Below are 25,168 nucleotides of genomic sequence, written 5' to 3' on the forward strand. Positions count from 1 at the left end.
GGGTCATCGCATCCCCTTCCGTGTGACCATGTCGGCGAGTTGGATGTCGAGGGCCGCCGGAAAGGTTGCACGGGCTTTGCAATGAGCAACTGCTGCTTAATCGGCGAGGTGAAATTTGAAATCGGTGCTTCTGGTCGCTCTCGGCGGCGCGCTCGGCTCGATGGCGCGCTTCAAGTTGTCGGGCTGGGTGCTGCATCAGACGCCGAGCTGGCGGTTCCCCCTCGGCACGCTGACCGTCAATCTCGTCGGATGTTTCATCGCTGGGCTGCTGGCAGGGATGGCAGTCAAGCAGGACATCTTCACGCCCGATGCGCGGGTCTTCCTGTTCACCGGACTGCTGGGCGGATTCACCACGTTCTCGGCGTTCGGCCTGGAGACGCTGCTGCTGCTGAAGCGGGGCGAGGCGGGCGTGGCCATCGCAAACATCGCGATCAGCGTGGTGGTTGGCTTGCTGGTTGCATGGCTGGGCTATGAAATCACCGCGCGGACGGCGGCGTGATGGGAGATGAGATGAAGTTCGTGACCTGCACTCTCGAGACGCATGGCGGCGCCATCCTCGACATCCTCAACGAGCAGATTCGAACCTCGACGGCCGTGTACGAATACGTGCCCCGCAGCTCGGAGAGCATGGTGACATGGTTCAAGACCAAGGAAGCCAAGAGCTATCCGGTCATCGGCGTCGAGGACGAGGCGGGCGCGCTGATGGGCTTCGCGACTTACGGCGTGTTCCGGGAGCGTCCGGCCTACAAATACACCGTCGAGCACTCGGTCTACATCCACAAGGACCATCGCGGTAAGGGCCTGGGTCTGGCGCTCATGGAACGCCTCATCGAGGCGGCTCGTGCGCAGGATTTGCATGTCATGGTTGGCGGCATCGATGCGACCAACGCCATCAGCATCGCCATGCATGAGAAGCTCGGCTTCGTGCACGCAGGGACGATTCGCGAGGCCGGCTTCAAGTTCGGCGGCTGGCTGGATCTCGCGTTCTATCAGCTGACGTTGCAGACGCCGGCGAAGCCCATCGACGGCTGACTCTGAAAGAACTGCGCGTCCAGGCTTTGACGCCGCCCGACGCGCCCCGGGCAGCGCTTGTGGAGCGCGTCACATTTGCCCGCGCCAAGATTCTGTCGCGCTTTTGCGATGTGTCGCAGTTCACACTGCGTTTTCAGCGTATTTCTCTTCCGAATGAATGACTTGCGCGCTCGCCGCAGAGCGTGGCACGTCGCTTGCTCTTAATCGGGTGCGACGAAGTTCTCGAGGAATGCGCGATGGTCGATGCTGTTGCCGGTGACGCTCCCGCGGCGCCTGCTAAATCGAAAATGCTGGTGATCGTTTTGTGCTCGTTGCTCGCTGCCGGTGCGGCGGGCGGCGGCGTGTATTTCATGACGGCGAAAAAGGGCGGCGAAGAGCATGCCGCGCCCGAGGCCGCGCCGGCGGTCAAGACCCCGGCCATCTACAGCAAGTTCGATCCGCCGTTCGTCGTGAACTTCCAGAACAAAGGTCAGATGCGCTTCCTGCAGGTGAGCATCGAAGTGATGACGCGCGATGCGGCCACTGCCGACCTGCTCAAGCAGCACGATCCGAAGCTTCGCAACGATCTGCTGATGCTGCTGGGTGGCCAGACGTTCGAGACCCTGAGCTCGCGTGAAGGCAAGGAACAGCTGCGCGCCGAGGCGCTCAAGGCGGTCGCGGACGTGATCGTCGCCGAGGGCGGCAAGCCCGAAGCCGTCGAGCAGTTGTACTTCACCAGCTTCGTGATGCAGTAACCCAGGCCACAGAGATTGAGACATGTCCGGCAGTGACATTCTGAATCAAGACGAAATCGATGCGCTACTCCACGGAGTAGACAGCGGCGCCGTCAAGACCGAAGCGCCCATCGCGCCGGGCGAGGCGCGCAACTACGATTTCGCGAATCAGGTTCGCATCGTGCGCGGGCGCATGCCCACGCTCGAAATGATCAACGAGCGTTTCGCGCGCCTGTTCCGTATCAGCCTGTTCAACCTGCTGCGCCGGACGCCCGAAGTGGCGGTCGCGCCGGTGAAAATGCTCAAGTTCAGCGAGTACGTACATTCGTTGCACGTGCCGACGAATTTGAATCTGGTGAAGATCGTGCCGCTGCGAGGCACCGGCCTGATCGTGCTCGACCCGAAACTGGTGTTCGCCACGGTGGACAACTTCTTCGGCGGCAGCGGCCGCTACGCGAAGATCGAAGGCCGCGAATTCACCGCCACCGAGCAGCGGATCATTCACATGCTGCTCAAACATATCTTCGCCGATTTGAAGGAAGCCTGGTCGCACGTGCAGCGCCTGGACGTCGAATATCTCAACTCGGAAATCAACCCGCACTTTGCCAACATCGTCAGCCCGACGGAAATCGTCGTGGTCACCAGCTTCCACGTGGAGCTCGATGGCGGCGGCGGCGACGTTCACATCACCATGCCGTACGCGATGATCGAGCCGCTGCGCGAGTTGCTCGACGCCGGCGTGGCGAGCGACCGCGTCGAGCACGACGAGCGCTGGGTGAGCGCGCTGAAGGAAGAGATCGAAGACGCCGACGTGGAGCTGACGACGCTGCTAGGCCGGTCGAAGGTCACGATGCGTCAGCTGATGGAAATGAAGACAGGCGACATCCTGCCCTGCGATTTCAACGGCCGCGCCACCATCCTCGCCGAGGATGTGCCGATCTTCAAAGGGACCTTCGGCGTGTCCAACGGCCAGCAGGCCGTGCAGGTCGAAGAACGCATTTCCCGTATTCGTCCGCGGATGCTGGACATATTGAACTCGAAGGTTTGACGCCATGAGCATGAGTAGAGAAGCGATGGAAGCGGCGCAGGCCGCGCAATTCGAGGAGCTGCTGGCAAAGGAGCAGCGCGACCGCATGCCTCCGTCCGAGCCCAGCATGCCGAGCGGCGCGGCGTCGGATGTGAATCTGGACGTCATCCTCGACGTGCCGGTCACGCTGTCGATGGAAGTGGGGCGCACGCGCATCCCCATTCGCAACCTGTTGCAGCTGAACCAGGGTTCCGTGGTGGAACTGGATCGCGCCGCCGGCGAGCCGCTGGACGTGTTCGTCAACGGCACGCTGGTCGCGCACGGCGAAGTGGTCGTGGTGAACGAGAAGTTCGGCATCCGTCTCACCGACGTGATCTCGCCGTCCGAACGCATCCGCAAGTTGAAGTGAGTTGAAGTCGACGTGAGTCAGAAGGTTCTCATGCCGCGCACCTTGATGTTGTCCGTCATTCGTGGCGTGGCGATTCGCGGGTTGGCGGTGACAGTTGCGATCGGAGCGTTGTGTCTCGCGGCCCCGATGGTGTTCGCGGCGGAAAAATTCGCCGCGCCCGAAGCATCTCAAACGCCGGCCGCAGTCGGCGCTGGCAGCCTGACCCAGGTCACGTTGTCGCTGCTGCTCGTGTTAGGCATCGTGTTCGCCGCCGCTTGGGTGACGCGTCGTTTGCGCGGCTTCGGCCGGTTCGGCAACAGCGCCTTGCAAGTCATCACTGACATCGGCGTCGGTGCGAAAGAGCGCGTGGTGCTCGTACAAGTCGGCAAGCAGCAGTTATTGCTCGGCGTGGCGCCGGGTCGCGTGAATACCTTGCACGTACTCGATGAGCCTGTGACCCCGCAAACGCCCGCTACCACCGTGGCACCCGCCGCTGATGGCGCCACGCCGCCGTACCCCACGGATTTCAAATCGATTCTGAAGCGGAGCCTCGGCCTGTGATGCGCGCTTTTTCCAAGCTGCGCGACCGTGGGTTCGCGCGGTATGCGCTTGCTGCCCTGCTGATGCTGGCGCCGTTTGTTTCTTTCGCTCAGGGCATTCCGGCCGTGACTGTCAGCACGGCCCCCGGCGGCGGTCAGCAGTATTCGCTGACGCTGCAGATCCTCATGCTGATGACGGCAGTCACGCTGCTGCCGGGCATCGTGCTGATGATGACGTCGTTCACTCGTATCGTCATCGTGCTCGCGATCCTGCGTCAGGCGTTGGGCGCGGGCCAGGCGCCGCCGAATCAGGTGCTGATCGGATTGTCCTTGTTTCTCACCTTGTTCGTGATGGGCCCGGTGATCGATCGGATCAACACCGAGGCGGTGCAGCCGTACATGGCCGGCACGATGGACGCGACCACCGCGATGAAGACCGGTGCGGAACCGCTGAAGCGCTTCATGCTCGATCAGACGCGCGAAAGTGACATCGCGACCTTCGTGCGCATCTCCGGCGGCGAGGGCTTCGACAAGCCCGAGGACGTGCCGCTGCGCATATTGGTGCCGGCGTTTGCGACCAGCGAGCTCAAGTCCGCGTTCCAGATCGGCTTCCTGATCTTCATCCCGTTCGTGATCATCGACCTGGTGGTGGCCAGCGTGCTCATGTCCATGGGTATGATGATGTTGTCGCCGGTGCTGATCTCGTTGCCCTTCAAACTGATGCTGTTCGTGCTGGTCGACGGGTGGGGGCTGATCATGGGTACGCTGGCGGCGAGCTTCTACACATGACGCCCGAAACCATCATGACCATCGGCCAGCGCGCGCTGGAAGTCACCATGCTGCTCGCGGCGCCGTTGCTGATTGCCGCGCTGGTGATCGGCTTGCTGGTGGGTGTGTTTCAGGCGGCCACGCAGATCAACGAAATGACCCTGTCGTTCATTCCCAAGCTGATCGGCATGGCTGCGACGCTGGTGATCGCCGGCCCCTGGATGCTCAAGGTCATCGTCGGCTACACGCGTGAGCTGTTCGAGAGCATACCCGGGCTCATCGGCTAGTCGAGTCGATGCTCAATATAACGACAGGGCAGCTCGAGGCATGGCTGGCGCAGTATCTGTGGCCATTCCTGCGCATCGGCGCCTGTTTCATGATGGCGCCGATTTTTGGCGCGAGCTTCGTGCCGCCGCGGGTGCGGCTGTTTCTGGCGGGGGCGATCACTCTGATCGTCGCGCCGCTCGTGCCGCCGCCGGCCGGCGTGGAAGTTTTCTCCTTCGCTGCCGTGATCGTCACCATCCATCAGCTGCTCATCGGCTTCGCCACGGCGTTCGCGTTGCAGCTGATCTTCGATGCGCTCGCCATGGGCGGCCAACTGCTTGCTAACACCATGGGCCTGGGCTTCGCCTTCAACGTCGATCCGCTGCGCGGTGTGAGTACGCCGGTGCTCGGTCAGCTCTACATGATTCTGGTCACGCTGACGTTTCTTGCCATCAACGGCCATCTGGTGCTGATCGAGATTTTCGTGCAGGGCTTCACGACCTTGCCGGTGGGCTTGACAGGTTTGAGCAGCGACATGATCTGGCGGCTGGTGGAGTGGGGCAGTCAGCTGTTTGCTGGCGCGCTTACTGTCGCGTTGCCGGGCATGGCGGCGTTGCTGGTCGTCAATCTCGCGTTCGGCGTCATGAGCCGCGCCGCGCCCACGTTGAATTTGTTCGCGGTCGGATTCCCAATCACGTTGATCGCCGGTCTGGTCATCATGTATCTGACCCTGCCCGCCGTGATGGGCGCGTTCGGTCAGTCACTCGAAGCGGCGTTCGGACTCATCCGGACCCTGCTCGTCATTGCGCCATAGGAGTGAAACGCCATGGCAGAAGGCGATGACGCACAAGAAAAAACAGAAAGCGCAACTCCCAAGCGCCTCGAGGAAGCGAGGCGCAAAGGTCAAATACCCAGATCGAGGGACTTGAGTGCGGCAGCGGTGACCATGTCGGCCGCCGCGGCCTTGTACATGATGGGCGATACGATCGCCGGCAAGCTGTACTTGCTCATGCAGCGAAGCTTCACGTTCACCCGCGAGCAGGCGCTCGATCCCTCACAAATGGCGCCGGCGCTGGCCAGCGCCGCACTCGACGGATTGAAGATCTGCGCACCCGTGCTCGGCATCATCTGTCTCGCGGCCGTGCTCGCGCCGCTCGCGCTCGGCGGCTGGTCGTTCAGCACCGAAGCGCTGATGCCGCAGTTCAATCGTTTGAATCCGCTTGCAGGCGTGAAGCGCATGTTCTCCATGCGCGCGGTCGTGGAGTTGGTCAAGGCGCTCGCCAAGTTCGGCATCGTCGGCCTGGTCGCCGTGCTGGTGCTCTGGAACGATGCGAATACCTTGCTCCATCTCGGCCAGGAGCCGCTCAATCAGGCCATCGCTCATACCATCAGCCTGGCGGGCAAAGCACTGATCGCCATCACCGCCGGTCTGCTGATCATCGCCGGCATCGACGTACCGTATCAGCTGTGGACTCACGCCAAGCAGTTGAAGATGAGCCGCCAGGAAATCCGCGAAGAGCACAAGGAATCGGAAGGCTCGCCGGAAGTGAAGGGCCGCATCCGTCAGTTGCAGCAGCAGTTCGCACGCCAGCGCATGATGCAGGACGTGCCGAAGGCCGACGTGATCGTCACCAACCCGACGCACTTCGCGGTGGCCCTGCGCTACGACGAAAAACGCATGCGCGCGCCGATCGTCGTCGCCAAGGGCGTCGACCTGGTGGCCGCCCGCATCCGCGAGATCGCGACAGAACACAATGTACCGATCTTCGAGGCGCCGCCGCTGGCGCGTGTCCTTTATAGAAATGTCGACATCGGCGGGGAGATTCCCTCGACAGTGTATCAGGCCGTCGCTCAAGTGCTGACGTACGTGTTCCAGCTGCGGGTCGCCAAGCGTTCGGGCTTCCAGCCGCCGCCGCGGCCGGATGTGACGGTCGAGGAGTGAGGCGTTTGACGGCCCGCGGCCGCGCGGCTCACGGCCATTTCCCATCGGACCAGACCTTGGCATAGACTCGGCTCCGGGGGAGAGTCCGAGAGGCCGAGGTCCATAGATGACCGGATCGATGCTTTCGTTGCAATCCGCGACCGGGTCGCCGATACCAGCTGTATCGGGCACGGGTGCGCCGGAGGTGATCGACTTCGGTAGCCGGCTGTGGCTCTCCATCGACAATTACCGGCTGCGCGAACGCTTCGACGGCCTGTTCCACGGCGAGGACATGATCAAATTTCATGTCCGGCTGTCAGGCCGCCGCTCGCTGACCTTCGACGGTTTCGACCGCCTGGCGCTGGAGGACACGGCGACAGCAGTGCTCCTGCACGAACGCGACTTGCCCAAAACCGACCATATCCTGGCTGACCACGACGAGGTGTCGATCACTGTCGCCATGAATCGCTCGCGATTCATGGAGTATCTCGACGCCGGCAACACGACTGTTCCGGTCGCGCTGGAAGATGTCATCAGTCGCTACGCTTACTCACCGCGGCTGGCAACAGCGGTGCCCACGCCGGATGAGATCCGCCTCGCGAAGGAGATTCTCGGGTGCCGCCGCACCGGACCGTTGCGCAAGCTGTTCCTGGAGGCAAAGGCGCTCGAGTTCATCCATATCGTGCTGGAGCACCTGGTCTCGCCCGCCGAATCGCGAGGGTCTTCCATACGACTGACCGAGCGTGACAAGCGACGCTTGCAACAAGTGCGCGAGCGCTTGGAAACGAGCTTCATGGAAGGCGCGCGCATCGAGGATCTCACCCGCGAATTCGGGCTCAATCGCAACAAGCTCTGCACGGGCTTTCGCAACCTGTTCGGCGTATCGATCTTCGACTTCGCCAGCGGCTTGCGAATGAGCGAGGCGCGGCGCCTGCTGCGCGAGTCCAGCCTCAGCGTGTCGGAGGTCGCCCTGTCCGTAGGCTATTCGTCCACCGGCGCCTTCAGCTCCGCCTTCCACCGCTTCTTCGGCCACTCCCCCAGCGAGTCACGAGGGCTGATTCTCTGATCGAAGGTAGCCGACGCCCTTTCGATTCGACCGTCCGCCCGATTGTGACGATCTCGAACGACTTAGTGACGATCCCGTAAGCCGCTGGGCCCGGCATCGCGTAAAACACTGTCCCGTATTCGATCGTCTTTGGGGATCCGGGAGAGTCACTCGTGAGCGATGCGGCGTGGCGTGCGTTGTTGGCCGTGGGCGTCATGGCCGTGCTGGCGGCCGCTTGTTCCAAGCGGGAAGCAGCCTCTTCCCGGGTGGCCGATGCCGGCTGGCTGACCGGCGGCCACGATGCCGCCCAGACCTATCATTCCCCGCTCAAGCAGATCGACGCGGCCAACGCCGGGCGGCTCGGCTTCGCCTGGGACTACGATCTCGAAACGACGCATGGTCAGGAAGCGACGCCGGTCGTCGTCAACGGCGTGATGTACGCCAGCGCGCCCTGGGGATTCGTGCACGCCGTCGATGCGCGCACCGGTCAGCGGCGCTGGGTCTTCGATCCCAAGGTCGATAGCGCCATCACGAGCAAAGTCTGTTGCGGCATCGTCAGCCGCGGTCTCGCGGTCTCCGACGGGCGCGTGTACACAGCCTCCATCGATGGGCGGCTGTCGGCGCTCGACGCCAACGACGGCAAGCTGCTGTGGCAAGTCGATACCATCGTCGATCACGAGCGTGGTTACACCGTCACCGGTTCGCCGTATGTCGCGGGCGACGTGGTGGTTATCGGCAATTCCGGCGGCGAGCTCGATGCACGCGGTTACTTCAGTGCTTATCGAATCGCCACGGGCGAGCTGGCGTGGCGCTTTTTTACCGTGCCTGCCAGCTCACAGGGACCTTTCGAGCATCCCGAGCTGGAACGAGCGGCGAAGACCTGGGATCCCAACTCGCGCTGGGAAGTCGGGCTCGGCGGCACCGTGTGGGACGGCATGGCCTACGATCCGACACTGGATCTCTTATATGTAGGCGTCGGCAACTCCGCTTTGTATCCACGCAAGCTGCGCAGTCCGGGCGGCGGCGACAATCTGTTTGTCTCCTCGATCCTCGCGATCGATCCCAAGACCGGCCGGCTCGTGTGGCACTACCAGACCACGCCGGGCGATCAGTGGGATTACACCGCCACACAGAAAATGATTCTGGCCGATCTGCGCATCGGCGATCGCACGCGTCAGGTGCTCATGCAGGCGCCGAAGAATGGATTTTTCTACGTGCTCGATCGCAGCACCGGCGAGTTGCTCTCCGCCAGACCTTATGTGCCCGTGACGTGGGCATCGGGGGTCGATGAGAAAACCGGTCGTCCGGTCGAAACGGAACAGGGCGACTACGGCAACGAGCCGCGACTGGTGTTTCCCTCGCCGGCGGGCGGGCACAACTGGCAGCCCATGGCTTTCAATCCGGACACGGGACTCGTGTATATCCCGGCGCTGGAAGCGAGCGCCGTGTTCTGGATTCCCGATGCTCCTTACGTCTATGCCAAAGCCGGAATCAACACGGGCGCGCTCTATGGTTTCCCGGCGGCGCACGCGGGCGATTGGGGTTTGGAGTCGCCGGCCGCGAAACATCTGCCGCCGCTTGCCGAGCTCGCCAAGGGGCAGCCTGACACGACCATTCGCGGCTTCCTCCGCGCATGGGATCCGGTTGCAAACAAAGTGGTCTGGGAGGTCGACACCTCGGGTCAATGGACCGGCCAGATGAATGCGCTGTGGAACGGCGGCGGCGTGATGACGACGTCGGGCAATCTGGTGTTCCAGGGCCAGTCGACCGGTGCGTTACATATCTATCGAGCGACCGACGGTCATCCGCTCGCGGCGATCGACATCGGCACGAGCATCATGGCCGCGCCAATGACCTACGAGCTCGACGGCGTTCAATACGTCGCTGTGATGGCGGGGTTCGGTGGCGCGTTGGGCGGTGTGCATCCCGTTGGCACGGCAGCCGCAAGATACGGCAACGCGGGCCGCATCGTTACATTCAAGCTCGACGGCGGCGCCGTGCCGCGTCCGGCTGAGTTGAACCGCGTGTCGTCCGTGCCGCGTCCCGCTGTCGAGCGTTTTGGATCCGCGGCGGATATCGAAGCAGGCAACGCGTTGCTGAAGCGCAATTGCGCCCGATGCCACGCCAATGAAGGACCCGGCGCGATTCCCGATCTGCGCTGGATGAGCGCGGAGACCCATCGGCAGTTCGAGGACATCGTCTTGAAGGGCGTGCGCGCTGCCAAGGGCATGGGCTCGTTCGCTGGATCGATCACGCCGGCGGAAGCTCAGCAGATTCGTGCGGCCGTCGTCGATTCGGCATGGCGCGCTTACGAAACAACTCAGAACACTCCGCAGTCCGCGCCGCACGTGCCGGAATCTGCGCCTCACACGCCTGTCACCGCTGACAATGGAGTTTCTCGCTGATGTCACAAATGCGAACGTTTGTTGCCGCCTGTGTGTTGTGCGTCGGGCCGTCCGCTCTCGGCCAGAGTGCGCCGCCTCGCGCCGAGTCGATGCTCGTCGCCGCGGAACGAATGATCTCCAGCTGCTTCGCTTACGCCGCGACCAACAAGTTACCGCCGTTGAGTGTCGTGGTCGTGGACGCGAGCGGCGCGCTCATCGCGTCGAAGCGTCAGGACGGTGCGATGCCGGTTTCAAGCGACGCGGCGTTGCTCAAAGCGCGCACTTCAGTGCGCACCCATGCGCCCACCGCGGTGCTTGCGCCGATCGTGCAAGGTGACGCTGGCACGCGCGACGCATTCATCACCATGCAACTCACTGCCATTCCCGGCGGCGTGCCGTTCTCGCGCGGCGCGGATGCTGTCGGAGGGGCTGTTGGTGTGTCGGGCGCTCAGCCTGATCAGGATGCGGCGTGCGCTATGAGCGCAGTCGGTGCGGTCAAGGCCAGCAGTTGAGACAGTTCATGATGTTTCGTTCTTCACTCACCGTCAGCGTCGCAGTGGGCCTTTGGATGAGCGCGGCCATTGCCCACGGCAGCGTCGTCGTTCATTGCGGCAAGTTGATCGATCCGGCCGCGTCGGCGCAGCCGCTGGCAGAGCGCTCCATCGTCATCGATCAGGGTCGAGTCGTGCGTGTGGATGCCGGTTTCGTGTCCGCGCCCGAGGGTGCGAAAACCGTCGATCTTCGCCAAGCCACCTGCATGCCTGGCTTCATCGACAGCCACACGCATCTGACGATGGAGTTCGGCAAGGGCAGCTATCTGAGCAAGTTCGTCGATACCGACGGCGACATCGCCTACAAGGCGGCTCGTAATGCGAAGCTGGTGCTGATGGCCGGCTTCACCACCGTTCGCGATCTCGGCGGTCAACACCTGGTTGACGCAGCGCTGAAGAATGCAATCGAGCGAGGCGACGTGCCGGGACCGCGCATGCTGGTCGCGACCAGCGCACTGTCAATCACCGGCGGACATGCCGATCCTTCCGCGGGATATCGCGAGGAACTGTTTCATCCCACTGAAGCTGATGGAGTAGTCGATGGCGTGGATAGCGCCATTCGTGGCGCGCGAATCGCTATCAAGCGCGGTGCGGATGTCATCAAGGTCACGGCGACTGGCGGCGTGATGTCCGTGGCGGATCATGGCTCGGGGCCGCAGTTCTCAGCGCCGGAGCTGCAAGCCATCGTGGAAACCGCCAAGAGTCACGGCTTGAAAGTCGCTGCCCACGCGCACGGCGATGAAGGTGCGTACCTGGCTGTGATGGCGGGCGCTGCCTCGATCGAACACGGCTCGTATCTCACGTCGAAAACATACGCGCTCATGAAGCGCAATCACGTCTATCTCACACCCACCGTCATCGCCGGCGCTTCCGTCGCCGAAGCGGCGAAGACGCCGGGATTCTTTCCTCCATCCGTCGCTGCGAAAGCATTGGAGATTGGCCCGTTGATGGTTGCAGCCTTGGGCCGCGCATACAAAGCGGGCGTGCCAATCGCATTCGGCACGGATTCCGGCGTGTATCCGCACGGTCGCAATGCGCGTGAGTTCGGCTACATGGTGGAAGCGGGGATGCCGGCATTCGAGGTCATCCGGGCGGCCACGCAGAACGCCGCTGATTTGCTCGATCGCACCAAGGACATCGGCAGTTTGCAACCTGGCCGCTTCGCCGATGTCGTCGCCGTGGAAGGCGACCCGCTCGCCGACATCCGCGTGCTCGAGCAAGTGTCTTTCGTGATGAAGCAGGGACGCATCTATAAGGCAGGCGGCGCCGCCGTCGCATTCTGAAAAACATCCCGAGGTCATCCTGTGAACACTCGAATGCATCTTTCGGCCGCGGCAACAGTCGCGGTCATCGCCGGCGCTGTCCCCCTGCACGTTCTGGCTCAGGAGGACTCCGGTGGCCTGGGCGGTTTGGAGGAGATCGTCGTCACGGCGCAGAAGCGCGAGCAGAAGCTTCAGGAAGTGCCAATGGCGCTCACCGCGGTTTCCGGCGCTCAGCTCGAACAGCAGGGCATCACCCAGTTCCAGGATTTGTTACGAAGCGTGCCGGGTGTTTCTTTCGCCGGCACTGAACCAGGCCAGAGTCGCTATGCCATTCGCGGCGTCAGCACCGAGGCGTCGAGTCCTACGGTCGGCGTTTATCTCGACGACATCTCGCTGGTGTCCATTTCCACCGCGTTCGCGGGCGCCATCGACCCGGCGTTCTTCGATTTCGAGCGCGTCGAAGTGTTGAAAGGCCCGCAAGGCACGCTGTACGGCGGCAGCGCCATGGGCGGCGCGATCAAATATGTGAGCCGTCAGCCGGTGATCGATAGCACGTCGTTCTCGACGTCCGCGGGCCTGTCGACCACGCGCGGTGGCGATCTTTCGTATGAGGCGGAAGGTGTGGCGAATATTCCTCTGGTCCAGGAGAAGCTCGCTGTTCGTGGCGGTGTCTCGTATCGCAAGACCGGCGGCTACATCGACAATGTTCCCGACGGCCTCACGGAAGTATGGACGCGCAGCACGACCCAACCGCCGGCGGCTATCGTGCCGACACGCTATTCGACGCTCAGCGCTTTCGGTCGCGACGATGTGAACGAGCGCGACCTGCTTGCAGCTCGCTTGTCGGCCAAGTACACACCCACGGACACGCTGGCCATCGTGCCGGCGGTGTTCTACCAAAAGAGCGAGAAAGACGGCACGGACACCTTCTTCACGAATCTGCCCGAATTCCGGTCTTCCTATCGCTTCGCGCAGCCGACCAAAGACGATGTGGGCATCTACAGCCTGACGATCACCAATGACTTTGGCGGCGCGACGCTCACGTCCATCACCGCCTTCGTCGATCGCGAAGTGAGTTGGGATCGAGACTACTCGCTGTTCATCGGCAACCTCGCCGCGCCGTTCTTTGCGTACGATTCGTTCAATACTTCCGACACCACGACCGAGACGTTCACGCAGGAGCTGCGTTTGAGCGGCGACGCGTTCAATGGACGCTTGCAATGGGTGGGCGGGCTGTACTACGCGGATCAGGAAGATCGGTTGCTCCAGGTCGTGACCACCGCGGGCGCGGGGGTGCCGTTCGGACTGGGTACGGACGTGACTTACTTCGGCGATCAGCGCACCGATAGCAAGCAGTTTGCCGCGTTCGGCGAGGTCACTTACGAGATCCTGTCGAACCTGGATCTCACCTTGGGCCTGCGGTACTTCGATGCTGAGCAGACGGTCAATGGCGACTTCGACGGCATCTTCAACGGCGGAGCCAGCACGGTCGAGAACAAGAAGAGCACCGAAGATGGCGTGACGCCGAAGGTATCGCTCGCCTGGCGCGCGACGCCGGACAATATGCTGTACACGACCGCGAGCAAAGGCTTCCGGCAGGGCGGTCCGAATCGATTCAACACCAACAGCCCGCTGTGCGCGCCCGATTTCGAACGGCTCGGCATCGATCGCGTGCCGGACGGCTACCGTCCCGATACGCTGTGGACGTACGAGATCGGCAGCAAGAATCAAGTGCTGGATCGTCGTGCCACTGTGAACGCCGCTGTGTATTACACGGACTGGAGCAAGATTCAGCAGCAGGTGAATCTGCCGACTTGCGGCTTCCAATTCGTGGGCAATGTCGGTGCGGCGGAAATCAAGGGCGCTGAGCTCGCTGTCGAAGCGGCGATCACCGATGCGCTTACGCTCGGCGGCACCGCGAGCTACACCGACGCGGAGATCACCGAGTCCGCGCCGGGCGTGTCGGCGCAAGTTGGCCAGTCCGTGCTCGATACGCCGGAGTGGATGGGCAACGTCTACGGCGACTACAAGTTCCAGTTGAGCGAGACCATGGAGGCGACGTTGCGAGCCGAGTATCAGTACCGCGACTCCAGCCTGCGTCAGTTCGACACGACCATGCTGGTGACCTATCCGGATGGCAGCTCCGCCAACGTCGCCAACATGACCCAGATCCAGGACGCGTACGACATCGTCAACGTGAACTTCACGGTGCTTCGCGGCGACTGGCAGTACCGGCTGTTCGTCAACAATCTGCTGGATGAAACGCCGTATCTCGATTTCTCTCGCACGTCTGGCGAGTCGTCGGCAACGACACTGCGGCCTCGGACCATCGGTGTGGGGGCGAGATTGAATTTCTAAACGCGCTGGGAGGCGGGGCCCTTCGGGTTGGAGGGCTCTTGCCCCGCGGTCACTCGCGGCGGGCCGCGATCTTCGCCAGCAACTCAGTGCGATCGAAGTAGACCTCGTTCCTCTTGATCTTGCCCGCGGCGTTCAGCTGCACGAAGCAGACGCCCACGATGCTCAGCACTTCTGCGCCGACAGGAATATCCGCACGCCATTTGTTCAGAAAACCATCTTCCAGCGGGATGGCTTCGATCTGAGTCCATACCCAGTTCGGGTTGTATCTCAGCAGGCGTCGAAAGTACTCGAGCAGTGCCGGTTTGCCGCTGATGCCAGCGGGTGCGCCGGGGTCCAGATAGAACGTGTCGTCTGAATAGAACTCAACTAGGCGCTCGGGATTGTTTCCGGTCCAGGCCGGTAGCCATCGTTGGGCGAAGTCGCGGGCTGCTTCAGCGGACATGAAGTTCATCGCTCGCCTCGGAATCGGTGGGCCACTGCTGGCGATTGTGCCTCCCGATTCGCGCGCCTACCATAGCCGCCCAAATCGCTGGGCCAGAACCAGCTTAGAGGGTAGTCACCCATACATGGAAGGCTTCAAGGCACGCCTTCTGGATGCGCTTTCGGCCTCCGGATGGGAGTTGGTGGCGCGAACGGACGGTGCGGATTGGTGGCTGGAGGAGAGCTGGCTCGTGCGCTCTGCCAAGCAGCGCTGGGGTTATGAGCTGCACATCATGTTTCTAGTGGATCCCTCCACCGAGACCAATCAGCAAACACGACTGCTTTCGGCAATCGCCGCGTTCGAGCAGCCGCCTGCGCAGCGGCCTGTCGGTGCTGGCGGCGTCGCCGTGATGGACCTGCTCAAAGGAAACTTCGACGACAAACTCGCGGCGTTCGTCGCGGCCATCGATGCTCATCGGAATGAGGGCGCCAATTCGTGAGCTACGATCCCTAGCCACGTAAGGCCGCGTGAGCGTCCGGTCCAACGCTCGGCCGATCTCAGGAAAGTTCGCGAGTCCGCTCATTCCGGAGCAGTGGCGTTCCGTTCGGCGACTCCATGTCGCTTCCCGGCCGTCTCGTGCGGTCCCTGCACGACTCGCGCTTCCTTGGAGAGCAGCTCTTCCGTCCTTGGTGAAGCTGCTGTTCCTAACTAATAAAGCGACATCCGTCCCAGTTCTCCCTCACGGCGGAGCGGCTTTCGCTGAAATATTTTGCCGTGTCAGTGGATGATGTCGGCTCTCGAAAAACATATTGCCGATTTGCGATGGCAGCTCGTCGGATCGACGACTGGCTGGGAACATCGCCGCCGCGAGCTGCTACTCACAACCCGCGGCGGGCGAAATGGGGTGATGCGGTTACACGCCGGCTGTGCCTTCCTGGCGATGGAGTGGCGTGCGCACGCTTGCGACTTCCTGTTCGTTCTCAATTTCACTTTCCTTGTATCGAAAGTCGTTCTCTTGCCGTGGGAGCAGCACGAGAGCGACTTCAGGAAGTTTCGCGAGTCTGCTCTTCCCTAGCAGCGACGTGCCGATCGTCGACTTCCTCTCGACCCTCGGTCATCGCGTGCGATCCTTGCACGACTCGCGCTTCCCTGGAGAGCAACTCCACCATCCGTGGTAAAGCTGCCGTTCCTATGTAGTAAAGCGACAACGGACGTGAATTTCCATCGCGATAACCACTAGAAATATGAAATAAATTCAGGTTATGGAATGTTGTAGCGCGCTAGTGACCTATGCAGCCGAATACGGAAGAGAGTCCGTCGGAAATTTTGTCGTTTTCAATGAAGAGGGCCGCCCTAGGGCGGCCCAAGCATGGTGGGGAAGCTGCCGCTAAAGACAGGCCGACCAAGCGAACGCTAGGATGAGTGTGTGGTGATGGAGTCAAGACCAGAAATGAGAAGGCCGATTCGTTCCGAACCGTAAGGAGAAATCTCGCGCAACACCGTTGCGCGCGAGTGCGAGGTCTCACTATGAAAGAGAAGATCGAGCTAAACAACCGTTCGATGCCCACCACAGGGGTCATTCCAGTACTAAATTATCCCGATGTGCTCGCGGCGACCAAGTGGCTGTGCGCCGCCTTCGGCTTTAGAGAGCGGCTCATCATCGGAACCCACCGGGTGCAACTCCACGCTGGATTTGGCGCGGTGGTCCTCGCGGCAGGTGTCATCGGACATAACTCACGTACCACGTTCTCCGTGATGATCAGAGTGGCCGACGCATCCGCGCATTTCGCGCGAGCGAGAGACCACGGAGCGACGATCATCAGCGAGCCCACGGACTATCCGTACGGCGAGCGCCAGTACTCCGCGAAGGATCTCGCGGGCTATGTGTGGACGTTCTCTGAGACTATCGCGGATGTCGATCCGGCGAGCTGGGGCGGGGTGCTGCAGGAAGATTGATTTGCCGAAAGAGCCCCCAAACGCGAAGTCACGCATGTGGCAGAACAATTGCGGCATACGGCGCAACTCGACCACGAATTGCGGCACTTTGTGCTTCGGAAGTTTCCTTTTTCCATCGTCTATGCGGTCACGATGGATCTGATTTACATCGTCGCGATCGCGCATGGCAGCAGGGAACCCGGATATTGGCGGTCTAGAGTTCACGATCGTTAGCCCCCGCCTCGCGTGACCCACTTCACACTCCCTCTCGTCTAAGCCGCCGCGCTATCGGCGGCATCAGCCCTCGCCTTAACGCCTCCTCTCCAAACTGTGACTGACTCCCGCCGCGCCGGATGGTGCGTGGCAAGGGAGTTGCACCCTAAAGGGCGTGCGTCGGAATACCGACGCCAGAACCAGACAACGGTTTTTTGACGACGACCTCACGACCGAAGACGACGAACGATGGCTGCCGCGATCGCCCCCAAGCTCGATCTGAAAGCGCTGATGCAATCTGGCATCGGGGTGCCGGTGGGCGTGTTGGCGGTGTTGGCGATGGTGATCCTGCCGTTGCCGCCGATCGCGCTCGACGTGCTGTTCACGTTCAACATCGCGCTGTCGTTGATCGTGGTGATGGTCGTGTTCTACGTGCAGCGGCCGCTCGAGTTCGCGATCTTCCCGACGGTCCTGCTGCTCGCCACCTTGCTGCGTCTCGCATTGAACGTGGCATCGACGCGAGTGGTGCTCCTCCATGGTCATACGGGCGGGCATGCGGCGGGTAAGGTGATTGCGTCGTTCGGTGAGTTCGTGATCGGCGGTAATTACGCCGTCGGTGTGATCGTGTTCGCAATTCTCACCATCATCAACTTCATCGTGGTGACCAAGGGTTCGGGTCGTATTTCGGAAGTGACGGCACGCTTCACCCTGGACGCGATGCCCGGCAAGCAGATGGCCATCGACGCCGATCTCAACGCCGGATTGATCACTCAGGAAGACGCGCGCACCCGTCGCGCCGAAGTGCGTCAGGAAGCTGACTTCTACGGCTCGATGGACGGCGCCAGCAAGTTCGTCCGTGGTGACGCGACGGCGGGCATCCTCATCCTCATCATTAATATGATCGGTGGCCTGGCCATCGGCATGATGGCCCACGGCATGTCGTTCAGCGACGCGGCTCGTGTCTATACGCTGCTCGCCATCGGTGACGGTCTCGTCGCGCAGATTCCGGCGCTGCTGCTCTCGACTGCGGTCGCGATCATCGTCACTCGTGTGTCGAGCGCGCAGGACATGGGCGGTGAGTTGTCGAAGCAGTTGTTCGGTCAGCCACGCGCGCTGGCGATTGCGGCGAGCTTGCTCGGCGTGATGGGTTTGATTCCTGGCATGCCGAACCTGCCGTTCCTGATGATGGCGGCGATCTGCGGCGGCGGTGCGTGGATGCTTCACAAGCGCGCCCAGCAGCAGCCGACGCAAGAAGAAATGGCGGCGGCCGCGGCTGCGGCGGCTCCGACGCCGATGGCGTCGGATTCGAAAGAGCTCACGTGGGACGACGTGCAGCCGGTCGACATCATCGGCCTGGAGGTCGGTTATCGACTGGTACCGCTGGTCGACAAGGCGCAGGGCGGCGATCTGCTCGCGCGTATTCGCGGCGTGCGTCGCAAGCTCACGCAGGATCTGGGCTTCCTCGTTCAAACCGTACACATCCGCGACAACCTCGACCTCGCGCCCAATTCATATCGCATCAATCTGGCCGGCGTGCCGGTGGGCGATGGCGTGATCTATCCGGAGCGCGAGCTCGCCATCAATCCGGGCAAGGTGTTCGGTCGCCTCACCGGCATCGAGACGCGCGATCCGGCATTCGGCATGGAAGCAGTGTGGATCGAACCCTCGATGCGAGATCACGCGCAGACGCTGGGTTACACGGTGGTCGATGCGAGCACTGTGATCGCCACGCATCTCAGCAATGTGATTCAGACGCACGCTCATGAGCTGCTCGGCCATGAAGAAGTGCAGCACCTATTGAACACGCTCGCCAAGACGGCGCCGAAGCTCGTCGAAGATTTGACGCCTCGGCTCCTGCCGCTCGGCACGGTTGTGCGCACGTTGCAAGGTCTGCTCGCCGAGCGCGTGCCGATTCGCAACATGCGGACGATTGTCGAGACGCTCGCCGAGCACGCGGCTCGCACGCAGGATCCGCTGCAGTTGCAGTCGCACGTTCGTGTCGCGCTCGGGCGCCAGATCGTGCAGGACATCGCGGGTATGTCGACGGAGCTGCCGGTGATCACGCTCGAGCCGGAGCTGGAGCAGCTGTTGACGAATTCACTGTCGGGCAACGCCGCGGCCACGCCGGGCCTGGAGCCTGGACTGGCGGAACGCATGCAGCGTCGTCTCGCCGAAGCCGCGCAACGTCAGGAGCTGACGGGTGAACCGGCGGTGTTGCTCGTGCCGCCGCAGCTGCGCCAGACGCTGGCGCGCTTCATGCGTTCGATCGTGCCGAACATGCACGTGCTCGCGTGGAACGAGATTCCGGACAATCGCAAGGTGCGCCTGGTCACCGCGGTGGGTCGCTGAGAGTAGTCACTAAGATATGAAGATCAAACAATATCGTGCGGCTGACATGCGGACAGCGTTGCGCCAGGTGCGTGACGCGCAGGGTCCCGACGCGGTGATTTTGTCGAGTCGCCGGGTGCCCGGCGGCGTGGAAGTCGTTGCCGCGATCGACTACGACGGAGAAGACGCAGCGACGGAGCAGCTGGCGGCTAAGAGTGGTCTCGTCGACACGTACGGCGCTGACCGTCGTGCTCAGAACGATACGAGCGAGCGCGCCGAGCTGACGCGCCACTTTGCCAGCGAGCGCAGCCAGACGACGAACTACGCCGCGCCCTCGAACGATCGCGCCCGTTACGCCGTCGAAGCCGATCCGGTGCGTGACGTAGATATGTCGCGGCTCGATCTCATCGACGAGAACAGCGATGTGAACGAAGAGCTGCGCTCGTTGCGTCGCATGTTGGAAACTCAGCTCGCGACGCTCGCATGGAACGATCTCTCTCGCCGCTCGCCCATTCAGACGGAGCTGTTGAAGCAACTGACGCAGCTCGGTCTCGCGCAGGATCTGGCCACCGAAATCGTGACCCAGATGCCAACGCGCCTGGAATTCGCTGAGGCTAATCGACTCGCGTTGGCCCTCCTGGCGCGCAAGATCGAAACCACCGGCGAGCGCTGGATGGACGGCGGTGGCGTCGTCGCCATGGTGGGCGCGACCGGCGTCGGCAAGACGACGCTGATCGCCAAGCTCGCCGCTCGCTGGGTGCTGCGTCATGGCCCGCGCGACATCGCGCTCATCTCGACCGACTCGGTGCGCATCGGCGCGCAGGAACAGATTCAAACACTCGGCCGCCTGCTGGGCGTGCCAGCCTATGCCATCGACGGCGCCGCGGAGCTCGCGGGCCTGCTCGAACACCTGCAAGACAAACGTCTGGTGTTGATCGACACGGCCGGCCTGAGCCCGCGCGATCCGCGACTGCAAGAGGAACTCACGCTGCTGGCCGCCGCGAGCAAGCGCATGGAAACGACGCTCGTGCTGTCCGCCGCCGCGCAGGCCGGTGCGATCGAAGAAGCCGTGCAGCGTTTCGCACCCGCCAAGCCGACCGCTTGCGTGCTGACCAAGCTGGACGAAGCGACCAGCCTGGGCGGCGCAGTCTCCACTCTGATTCGCGCCCGCCTGCCGGTGACCTACGTCAGCGAAGGGCAGCGCGTTCCGGAAGATCTCGCTCCTGCCCGCGCGCACCAGCTGATTGCGCGTGCGGTTGATTTGTCTCGTAAGTCTGGCGCCTCAGCGGATGAGGACTTGTTACGTCGCCGATTCGGCACCGTGGCTCACGCCATCGCATGAACCTGACGACTCGTTCAAATTCTCATTTGCTCACGTAATTCAAACTAGCGACTATGGAATCAATTCAATCGATCGGACTGCAACGCGCGGCCAATCCCGGGCCGGTGCAGGTGATTGCAGTCACAGGCGGTAAAGGCGGCGTCGGCAAGACGAGCGTCTCCGTCAATCTCGCCACGGCGCTGGCGAGCGCCGGCCGTCGCGTCATGCTGCTCGATGGCGATCTCGGCCTGGCCAACGTCGACGTGTTCCTCGGTTTGTCGCCCCGTTACACGATGGCTCACGTGTTGAGCGGCGAGCGCACGCTCGAAGAAATCATTCTCGAATCTCCGCACGGCATTCAAGTAGTGCCCGGCGCCTCCGGTGTGGCCGAGCTGGCCAACCTGTCGGCCGCGGGTCACCTCAGTCTGGTGCAGGCGTTCAGCGCGATCAGCTCGCGCGTCGATACGTTGATCGTCGATACCTCCGCCGGCATCGCGCACAGCGTGGTGCAGTTCACACAAGCTGCCCAGCACGTGTTGCTGGTGGTGTGCGATGAGCCCGCGTCCATGACCGACGCCTACGCGCTCGCCAAAGTGTTGAGCCGCAACCACGGCGTCAACAAGTTCCAGGTCGTCGCGAACATGGCCCGCGCACCGGGCGAAGGCGCCGGCCTGTTCGAGAAGTTGCAGAAAGTCACCAGCAAGTTCCTGGATGTCACCTTGGAATACGTTGGGGAAATCCCTGAAGACCCTTATCTGCGCCGTGCGATTCGTGAACAGCGTCCCGTCGTGATCGCGTTCCCGGCCAGCCCGGCCTCCCGCGCATTCAAGAAACTGGCGCTCAAGGCCGATAAGTGGCCTGTACCGGAGGGCCCACGGGGCAACCTCGAGTTTTTCGTGGAGCGGCTGGTCCGCCGTCCCCAGGTGCGACTGGAGGTGGTGCGATGAGCGGCGTGCGCGCTTACAAGGGCGCCACCGCGTCCAACCACACTGATGCACTGGTGGTTCGACATGCCGAGCTGGTGAAGCGCATCGCGTATCACCTGGCGGGGCGTTTGCCGGCTTCGGTCGAAGTATCCGACTTGATCCAGGCCGGCATGCTCGGCCTGCTGGAAGCCGCGTCCAACTACACGGCGGACCGCGGCGCGAGCTTCGAAACGTATGCGGGTATCCGTATTCGTGGCGCGATGCTGGATGCGCTACGCAAGCTCGACTGGGCGCCGCGCTCGGTTCATCGCAAGGCCCGTGCAGCGGCCGCGGCGATTCGCGAGCTGGAAGGCGAGTTCGGTCGCGAAGCTCGCGATAGCGAGATCGCCGAGCGCATGGGAGTGTCGCTCGACGAGTATCACCGCATCGCGCAGGACGCGGCGAGCTGCCGGGTGGCGAGTCTCGACGACTCCACGGGTGACGAGGAATCGTTGCTCGGTCGCGTGGAGGACGAGGGCGCCGATCCGTTCCTCGACGCCACCGAAGACGGCTTCCGCTCGGCGTTGGCGGGCGCGATCAAGGAGCTGCCGGAGCGCGAGCGTCTGGTGATGTCGATGTATTACGACGACGAGCTGAATCTGAAAGAGATCGGCGCGGTGTTGAAAGTGACCGAATCGCGGGTTTGCCAGCTGCATGGACAGGCGCTGGTGCGTTTGAAAGCTCGACTGGCGGATTGGCGTGACCGCGTCGAGGCCCGGATCTGAGATTAGGAGAGAGCTGACGTGAGCAAAGATATGAAGTTCCTGGTGGTCGACGACTTCTCGACCATGCGTCGTATCATCAAAAATCTGTTGAACGACCTCGGCTATGCCAACGTGCAGGAAGCCGACGACGGCCAGACCGCGCTGCCCATCCTGCAGTCGGGCGGCATCGACTTCCTGGTCACCGATTGGAACATGCCGGGCATGCCCGGTCTGGATCTGTTGAAGGCGGTGCGTTCGGATCCGAAGCTGGCCAAGCTGCCGGTGCTGATGCTGACCGCCGAAGCCAAGCGCGAGCAGATCATCGAAGCGGCGCAGGCCGGCGTGAACGGCTACGTCATCAAGCCTTTCACCGCGGTCACGCTCAAGGAAAAAATCGACAAGATTCTGGAGCAGCGCGCGGCATGACGCCAGGACGCGATTCCACGCCAAGAATATTTGAGCTGACCAACATGACTTCAGGCATAGATGCGCTACGCGCGGAGTACGGTTCGAGCATTGCCACGTTAGCGGGCGCGCTGGCGGCCGGCGACGAGCAATTGTTTCTTTCGGAGCTGGATCTGCTCGTGCACCGGCGCGAGCGCACGCTGTTCTCCGAGTTGCGCAAGCTGACCGGAGATCTGCAATCCGCGCTGGACCGCTTCAGCGTCGATTCGCGATTGGTGGATCTGGCCGAGAAGGAAGTGCCGGACGCCCGCGCACGCCTCGACCATGTGTTGAAGATGACCGACGAGGCGGCGCATAAAACCATGGATCTGGTGGAGCAGTGCGGTCCGCTCGCCGAACGCACCGCGCGTTCCGCTGATGACATCTCGGGCAAGTGGACCAGGTTCCGCGCGCGTCAACTTCAGGTCGAAGAGTTCCGTTCCATGGTCACGCAGCTCGATGTGTTCCTCGTGGCGTCGCGCACCGACATGGACAGGGTCCGCAACAATCTGACCGAAGTGCTCATGGCTCAGGGCTATCAGGATTTGTCCGGTCAGATCATCCGCGGCGTGATGAAGCTGGTGTCGGAACTGGAAACCGCGCTGGTGGATCTGGTGCGTCTGTCGCGCGGCGGGCCTCAGGCCGCTCCGGTCGCGGCGAAAGATACAATGTCGCGTGGCTTCGGTCCGGCGGTGCCAGGCGTGGATAACGGTCCTTCGGTCAGCGGCCAGTCTGACGTCGACTCGCTGCTCGCCGGTCTGGGTATGTAGTGGACATTCTCTCGCTCATCGGTCTGGTCCTCGCGGCCTGCGCGATCGGAGTCGGCGCCGTCCTCAAGGGCGCGGGCATCCATTCGCTGCTGTCCGGCGCGGCCTTCATGATCGTGATCGTCGGCACGATCGCCGCGATCTGCCTGCAGACGCCTCTGCATGTAATGAAGCGCGCGCTCTCGATCCTGCCGTGGGTGTTTCGTCCGCCGGCCGTGCAACGGCACATCATGATCACCAAGATGGTGGAGTGGAGTAACACGGCTCGCAAGCAGGGCCTGCTCGGCCTCGAATCCTTGATCGAGCGCGAGCCGGATGATTTCGTGCGCAAGGGACTGCAGCTGGTGGTCGACGGCAGCGAGCCGGAGATCATTCGCAACGTGCTCGAAGTGGATCTCCACACGCGCGAGCAGGCGGATACGCGTGCGGCGAAAGTGTTCGAAGGCATGGGCGTGTATGCGCCGACCCTGGGCATCATTGGCGCCGTGCTCGGCTTGATGGCGGTGATGCAGAATCTCGCCGACCCCGCGAAGCTTGGCCACGGTATCGCCGCCGCGTTCGTCGCAACGATCTACGGCATCGGCTTCGCCAATCTGTTCTTTCTCCCCGCCGCGAGCAAGCTCAAAGTCGCCATTCAGTCCATGAGCCAGACGCGCGAGATGGTCATCGAAGGCATGATCTCGATCGCGCAGGGCGAGAATCCGCGCAGCATCGAAGCGAAGCTGCAAGGTTATCTGCACTAGACGACCCAGGAACATTCCTGATAGGACTTTGGCATGGGTCGCCGACACCAACACGAAGAGCACACCAACCACGAGGCGTGGGCCATTCCCTATGGCGACCTCGTGACGTTGCTGTTGGCGTTTTTCGTGGTGATGTACGCGATGTCCTCGGTCAACGAGGGCAAGTACCGAATCCTTTCCGATTCGCTCGTGGCCGCGTTCCGTGGCTCGCCGCGAACGTTGCAGCCGATTCAGGTCGGCGAGAAGAGCGTCGGCTCGGGGGCCGATATCAACATGACCATCGTGCAGCAGGCCATGCTCGATGGGCAGCCGCGCAGCATGCTGGAAGCGCCGCCGCTGAAAGTGTCCGATATGATGAGTCACGGCGCCGGTCAGGCTTCGGACAACGCATACGATGCCGAGCACACCTCGGCGGCCATCATCGAGCTCGAGAGCGTCGCCGCCGAAGTCGAAGAGGCGATGGGCGATCTGATCCGGGATCAAATGATCGTGGTGCGTCGGCACGGCGTGTGGGTGGAAGTGGAGATTCGCACCGACATCCTGTTCCCGAGCGGCGTCGCGACGCTGTCGCCGCAGGCGCAGGATATTCTCAAGCAGCTGGCGCTCACTTTGAAACCGTTTCCCAATCCCATCCGAGTGGAAGGGCACACCGATAACATGCCGATCCGCTCGGTGGCGTTCACTTCGAACTGGGAGCTGTCGGCGGCGCGCGCGGCTAGCGTCGTGCACTTGTTTACTCAAAACGGCATGGACCCGCGGCGGCTGGCGATTGTCGGCCTGGGCGAATATCGTCCCGCGCAGAGCAACGACACCGCGCAGGGCCGCAATCTGAACCGACGCGTGCTGCTGGTCATCTTGAGCGGCAGCGGCTTGCCCGAAGGCGAGTACGGCGAAGAGCGCGGCAAGCCGGAAACCGAAGCCGTCCAACCCCAGCCGACCGCCACGACAGTTCAAGTCACACCCGCACCCGCGGTGACCGCGGCTCCATTGCCGCCGGTTTCGCCCGGTATTAGATAAAGTTTCCGTCACATCTCGCGCGGCTGGGAACCGTCGTCTACGCGGCGCGTTTACAGCC

The 25,168-nt window shown here is 62.5% G+C and carries 25 protein-coding genes and 1 pseudogene; 25 read left to right on the plus strand and 1 reads right to left on the minus strand.

Going from position 1 to position 25,168, the window contains the following annotated elements:
- Positions 1-124 precede the first annotated feature (124 nt).
- From crcB to VGD45_RS12245, 15 genes and pseudogenes are all read left to right on the plus strand, one after another.
- Positions 125-499: a fluoride efflux transporter CrcB gene (crcB, locus tag VGD45_RS12175; RefSeq protein ID WP_331155707.1), complete on the plus strand. Its 375-nt coding sequence runs from the start codon at positions 125-127 to the stop codon at positions 497-499.
- An 11-nt stretch (positions 500-510) separates the two neighbouring features.
- Entirely contained in the window at positions 511-1,032 is a 522-nt protein-coding gene (locus VGD45_RS12180) for an N-acetyltransferase family protein (protein ID WP_331155577.1), read from the plus strand.
- Positions 1,033-1,268: 236 nt separating this feature from the next.
- On the plus strand, positions 1,269-1,766 hold the full coding sequence (locus VGD45_RS12185; RefSeq protein WP_331155578.1) for a flagellar basal body-associated FliL family protein: 498 nt from the start codon (positions 1,269-1,271) through the stop codon (positions 1,764-1,766).
- Positions 1,767-1,788: 22 nt separating this feature from the next.
- A complete protein-coding gene (gene fliM, locus VGD45_RS12190; protein WP_331155579.1) occupies positions 1,789-2,793 on the plus strand; it encodes a flagellar motor switch protein FliM in 1,005 nt (334 codons plus the stop codon).
- Between the two features lie 133 nt (positions 2,794-2,926).
- Positions 2,927-3,181: pseudogene (fliN, locus tag VGD45_RS12195) on the plus strand (flagellar motor switch protein FliN); the annotation flags it as partial.
- A gap of 30 nt (positions 3,182-3,211) precedes the next feature.
- Positions 3,212-3,721: a flagellar biosynthetic protein FliO gene (fliO, locus tag VGD45_RS12200; protein WP_331155581.1), complete on the plus strand. Its 510-nt coding sequence runs from the start codon at positions 3,212-3,214 to the stop codon at positions 3,719-3,721.
- A complete protein-coding gene (fliP, locus tag VGD45_RS12205) occupies positions 3,721-4,488 on the plus strand; it encodes a flagellar type III secretion system pore protein FliP (RefSeq protein WP_331155582.1) in 768 nt (255 codons plus the stop codon). Before fliO ends, fliP begins: the two co-directional genes overlap by 1 nt.
- Positions 4,485-4,754 carry a flagellar biosynthesis protein FliQ gene (gene fliQ, locus VGD45_RS12210; protein ID WP_331155583.1) on the plus strand — a complete coding sequence of 90 codons (270 nt, stop codon included), beginning with the start codon at positions 4,485-4,487 and terminating at the stop codon, positions 4,752-4,754. Before fliP ends, fliQ begins: the two co-directional genes overlap by 4 nt.
- Positions 4,755-4,762: 8 nt before the next feature.
- Positions 4,763-5,545 (plus strand): flagellar biosynthetic protein FliR, encoded by a 783-nt coding sequence (gene fliR, locus VGD45_RS12215; protein ID WP_331155584.1) that lies wholly within the window; start codon positions 4,763-4,765, stop codon positions 5,543-5,545.
- A gap of 12 nt (positions 5,546-5,557) precedes the next feature.
- Complete coding sequence (gene flhB / locus VGD45_RS12220) at positions 5,558-6,673, plus strand: flagellar biosynthesis protein FlhB (RefSeq protein ID WP_331155585.1); 1,116 nt, start codon at positions 5,558-5,560, stop codon at positions 6,671-6,673.
- A 106-nt stretch (positions 6,674-6,779) separates the two neighbouring features.
- Positions 6,780-7,718 (plus strand): AraC family transcriptional regulator, encoded by a 939-nt coding sequence (locus tag VGD45_RS12225; RefSeq protein ID WP_331155586.1) that lies wholly within the window; start codon positions 6,780-6,782, stop codon positions 7,716-7,718.
- A gap of 152 nt (positions 7,719-7,870) precedes the next feature.
- Positions 7,871-10,102: a PQQ-dependent dehydrogenase, methanol/ethanol family gene (locus VGD45_RS12230; RefSeq protein ID WP_331155587.1), complete on the plus strand. Its 2,232-nt coding sequence runs from the start codon at positions 7,871-7,873 to the stop codon at positions 10,100-10,102.
- Positions 10,102-10,593, plus strand: a complete 492-nt coding sequence (locus tag VGD45_RS12235) for a heme-binding protein (protein WP_331155588.1) — start codon at positions 10,102-10,104, stop codon at positions 10,591-10,593. Before VGD45_RS12230 ends, VGD45_RS12235 begins: the two co-directional genes overlap by 1 nt.
- A gap of 8 nt (positions 10,594-10,601) precedes the next feature.
- Positions 10,602-11,915: an amidohydrolase family protein gene (locus VGD45_RS12240; RefSeq protein WP_331155589.1), complete on the plus strand. Its 1,314-nt coding sequence runs from the start codon at positions 10,602-10,604 to the stop codon at positions 11,913-11,915.
- Positions 11,916-11,936: 21 nt separating this feature from the next.
- Positions 11,937-14,252: a TonB-dependent receptor gene (locus VGD45_RS12245; RefSeq protein WP_331155590.1), complete on the plus strand. Its 2,316-nt coding sequence runs from the start codon at positions 11,937-11,939 to the stop codon at positions 14,250-14,252.
- A 49-nt stretch (positions 14,253-14,301) separates the two neighbouring features.
- Here VGD45_RS12245 and VGD45_RS12250 read toward each other — a convergent pair whose 3' ends face one another.
- Positions 14,302-14,694, minus strand: a complete 393-nt coding sequence (locus VGD45_RS12250; RefSeq protein WP_331155591.1) for a nuclear transport factor 2 family protein — start codon at positions 14,692-14,694, stop codon at positions 14,302-14,304.
- A gap of 124 nt (positions 14,695-14,818) precedes the next feature.
- Here VGD45_RS12250 and VGD45_RS12255 point away from each other — a divergent pair, with 124 nt between their 5' ends.
- From VGD45_RS12255 to motD, 10 genes are all read left to right on the plus strand, one after another.
- Positions 14,819-15,172, plus strand: a complete 354-nt coding sequence (locus VGD45_RS12255; RefSeq protein ID WP_331155592.1) for a hypothetical protein — start codon at positions 14,819-14,821, stop codon at positions 15,170-15,172.
- A gap of 1,028 nt (positions 15,173-16,200) precedes the next feature.
- Positions 16,201-16,629 carry a VOC family protein gene (locus VGD45_RS12260; RefSeq protein WP_331155593.1) on the plus strand — a complete coding sequence of 143 codons (429 nt, stop codon included), beginning with the start codon at positions 16,201-16,203 and terminating at the stop codon, positions 16,627-16,629.
- 441 nt (positions 16,630-17,070) lie between these two features.
- Positions 17,071-19,170 carry a flagellar biosynthesis protein FlhA gene (gene flhA, locus VGD45_RS12265; RefSeq protein WP_331155594.1) on the plus strand — a complete coding sequence of 700 codons (2,100 nt, stop codon included), beginning with the start codon at positions 17,071-17,073 and terminating at the stop codon, positions 19,168-19,170.
- A 16-nt stretch (positions 19,171-19,186) separates the two neighbouring features.
- Complete coding sequence (flhF, locus tag VGD45_RS12270) at positions 19,187-20,491, plus strand: flagellar biosynthesis protein FlhF (protein WP_331155595.1); 1,305 nt, start codon at positions 19,187-19,189, stop codon at positions 20,489-20,491.
- A gap of 53 nt (positions 20,492-20,544) precedes the next feature.
- On the plus strand, positions 20,545-21,417 hold the full coding sequence (locus tag VGD45_RS12275) for a MinD/ParA family protein (RefSeq protein WP_331155596.1): 873 nt from the start codon (positions 20,545-20,547) through the stop codon (positions 21,415-21,417).
- Entirely contained in the window at positions 21,414-22,160 is a 747-nt protein-coding gene (locus VGD45_RS12280; protein ID WP_331155597.1) for an RNA polymerase sigma factor FliA, read from the plus strand. Before VGD45_RS12275 ends, VGD45_RS12280 begins: the two co-directional genes overlap by 4 nt.
- Before the next feature lie 18 nt (positions 22,161-22,178).
- On the plus strand, positions 22,179-22,565 hold the full coding sequence (gene cheY, locus VGD45_RS12285; RefSeq protein WP_331155598.1) for a chemotaxis response regulator CheY: 387 nt from the start codon (positions 22,179-22,181) through the stop codon (positions 22,563-22,565).
- 44 nt (positions 22,566-22,609) lie between these two features.
- Positions 22,610-23,353: a protein phosphatase CheZ gene (locus tag VGD45_RS12290; protein WP_331155599.1), complete on the plus strand. Its 744-nt coding sequence runs from the start codon at positions 22,610-22,612 to the stop codon at positions 23,351-23,353.
- Positions 23,353-24,093 carry a flagellar motor protein gene (locus tag VGD45_RS12295; RefSeq protein WP_331155600.1) on the plus strand — a complete coding sequence of 247 codons (741 nt, stop codon included), beginning with the start codon at positions 23,353-23,355 and terminating at the stop codon, positions 24,091-24,093. Before VGD45_RS12290 ends, VGD45_RS12295 begins: the two co-directional genes overlap by 1 nt.
- A gap of 33 nt (positions 24,094-24,126) precedes the next feature.
- Positions 24,127-25,110 carry a flagellar motor protein MotD gene (motD, locus tag VGD45_RS12300; RefSeq protein ID WP_331155601.1) on the plus strand — a complete coding sequence of 328 codons (984 nt, stop codon included), beginning with the start codon at positions 24,127-24,129 and terminating at the stop codon, positions 25,108-25,110.
- The last annotated feature ends 58 nt before the right edge of the window (positions 25,111-25,168 follow it).

Origin of the sequence: Steroidobacter sp. (assembly GCF_036402275.1) — a bacterium.
GTDB lineage: Bacteria > Pseudomonadota > Gammaproteobacteria > Steroidobacterales > Steroidobacteraceae > Steroidobacter.

What these genes read in the sequence shown, in the direction of transcription:
- motD (WP_331155601.1), top strand. Translation starts at nt 24,127, where the DNA reads ATGGGTCGCCGACACCAACACGAAGAGCACACCAACCACGAGGCGTGG.
- VGD45_RS12255 (WP_331155592.1), top strand. Translation starts at nt 14,819, where the DNA reads ATGGAAGGCTTCAAGGCACGCCTTCTGGATGCGCTTTCGGCCTCCGGA.
- VGD45_RS12185 (WP_331155578.1), top strand. Translation starts at nt 1,269, where the DNA reads ATGGTCGATGCTGTTGCCGGTGACGCTCCCGCGGCGCCTGCTAAATCG.
- VGD45_RS12260 (WP_331155593.1), top strand. Translation starts at nt 16,201, where the DNA reads ATGAAAGAGAAGATCGAGCTAAACAACCGTTCGATGCCCACCACAGGG.
- fliO (WP_331155581.1), top strand. Translation starts at nt 3,212, where the DNA reads ATGCCGCGCACCTTGATGTTGTCCGTCATTCGTGGCGTGGCGATTCGC.
- flhB (WP_331155585.1), top strand. Translation starts at nt 5,558, where the DNA reads ATGGCAGAAGGCGATGACGCACAAGAAAAAACAGAAAGCGCAACTCCC.
- VGD45_RS12250 (WP_331155591.1), bottom strand. Translation starts at nt 14,694, where the DNA reads ATGTCCGCTGAAGCAGCCCGCGACTTCGCCCAACGATGGCTACCGGCC.
- fliQ (WP_331155583.1), top strand. Translation starts at nt 4,485, where the DNA reads ATGACGCCCGAAACCATCATGACCATCGGCCAGCGCGCGCTGGAAGTC.
- flhA (WP_331155594.1), top strand. Translation starts at nt 17,071, where the DNA reads ATGGCTGCCGCGATCGCCCCCAAGCTCGATCTGAAAGCGCTGATGCAA.
- VGD45_RS12225 (WP_331155586.1), top strand. Translation starts at nt 6,780, where the DNA reads ATGACCGGATCGATGCTTTCGTTGCAATCCGCGACCGGGTCGCCGATA.
- VGD45_RS12235 (WP_331155588.1), top strand. Translation starts at nt 10,102, where the DNA reads ATGTCACAAATGCGAACGTTTGTTGCCGCCTGTGTGTTGTGCGTCGGG.
- VGD45_RS12290 (WP_331155599.1), top strand. Translation starts at nt 22,610, where the DNA reads ATGACTTCAGGCATAGATGCGCTACGCGCGGAGTACGGTTCGAGCATT.
- VGD45_RS12280 (WP_331155597.1), top strand. Translation starts at nt 21,414, where the DNA reads ATGAGCGGCGTGCGCGCTTACAAGGGCGCCACCGCGTCCAACCACACT.
- VGD45_RS12275 (WP_331155596.1), top strand. Translation starts at nt 20,545, where the DNA reads ATGGAATCAATTCAATCGATCGGACTGCAACGCGCGGCCAATCCCGGG.
- flhF (WP_331155595.1), top strand. Translation starts at nt 19,187, where the DNA reads ATGAAGATCAAACAATATCGTGCGGCTGACATGCGGACAGCGTTGCGC.
- fliM (WP_331155579.1), top strand. Translation starts at nt 1,789, where the DNA reads ATGTCCGGCAGTGACATTCTGAATCAAGACGAAATCGATGCGCTACTC.
- fliP (WP_331155582.1), top strand. Translation starts at nt 3,721, where the DNA reads ATGCGCGCTTTTTCCAAGCTGCGCGACCGTGGGTTCGCGCGGTATGCG.
- fliR (WP_331155584.1), top strand. Translation starts at nt 4,763, where the DNA reads ATGCTCAATATAACGACAGGGCAGCTCGAGGCATGGCTGGCGCAGTAT.
- VGD45_RS12240 (WP_331155589.1), top strand. Translation starts at nt 10,602, where the DNA reads ATGATGTTTCGTTCTTCACTCACCGTCAGCGTCGCAGTGGGCCTTTGG.
- VGD45_RS12180 (WP_331155577.1), top strand. Translation starts at nt 511, where the DNA reads ATGAAGTTCGTGACCTGCACTCTCGAGACGCATGGCGGCGCCATCCTC.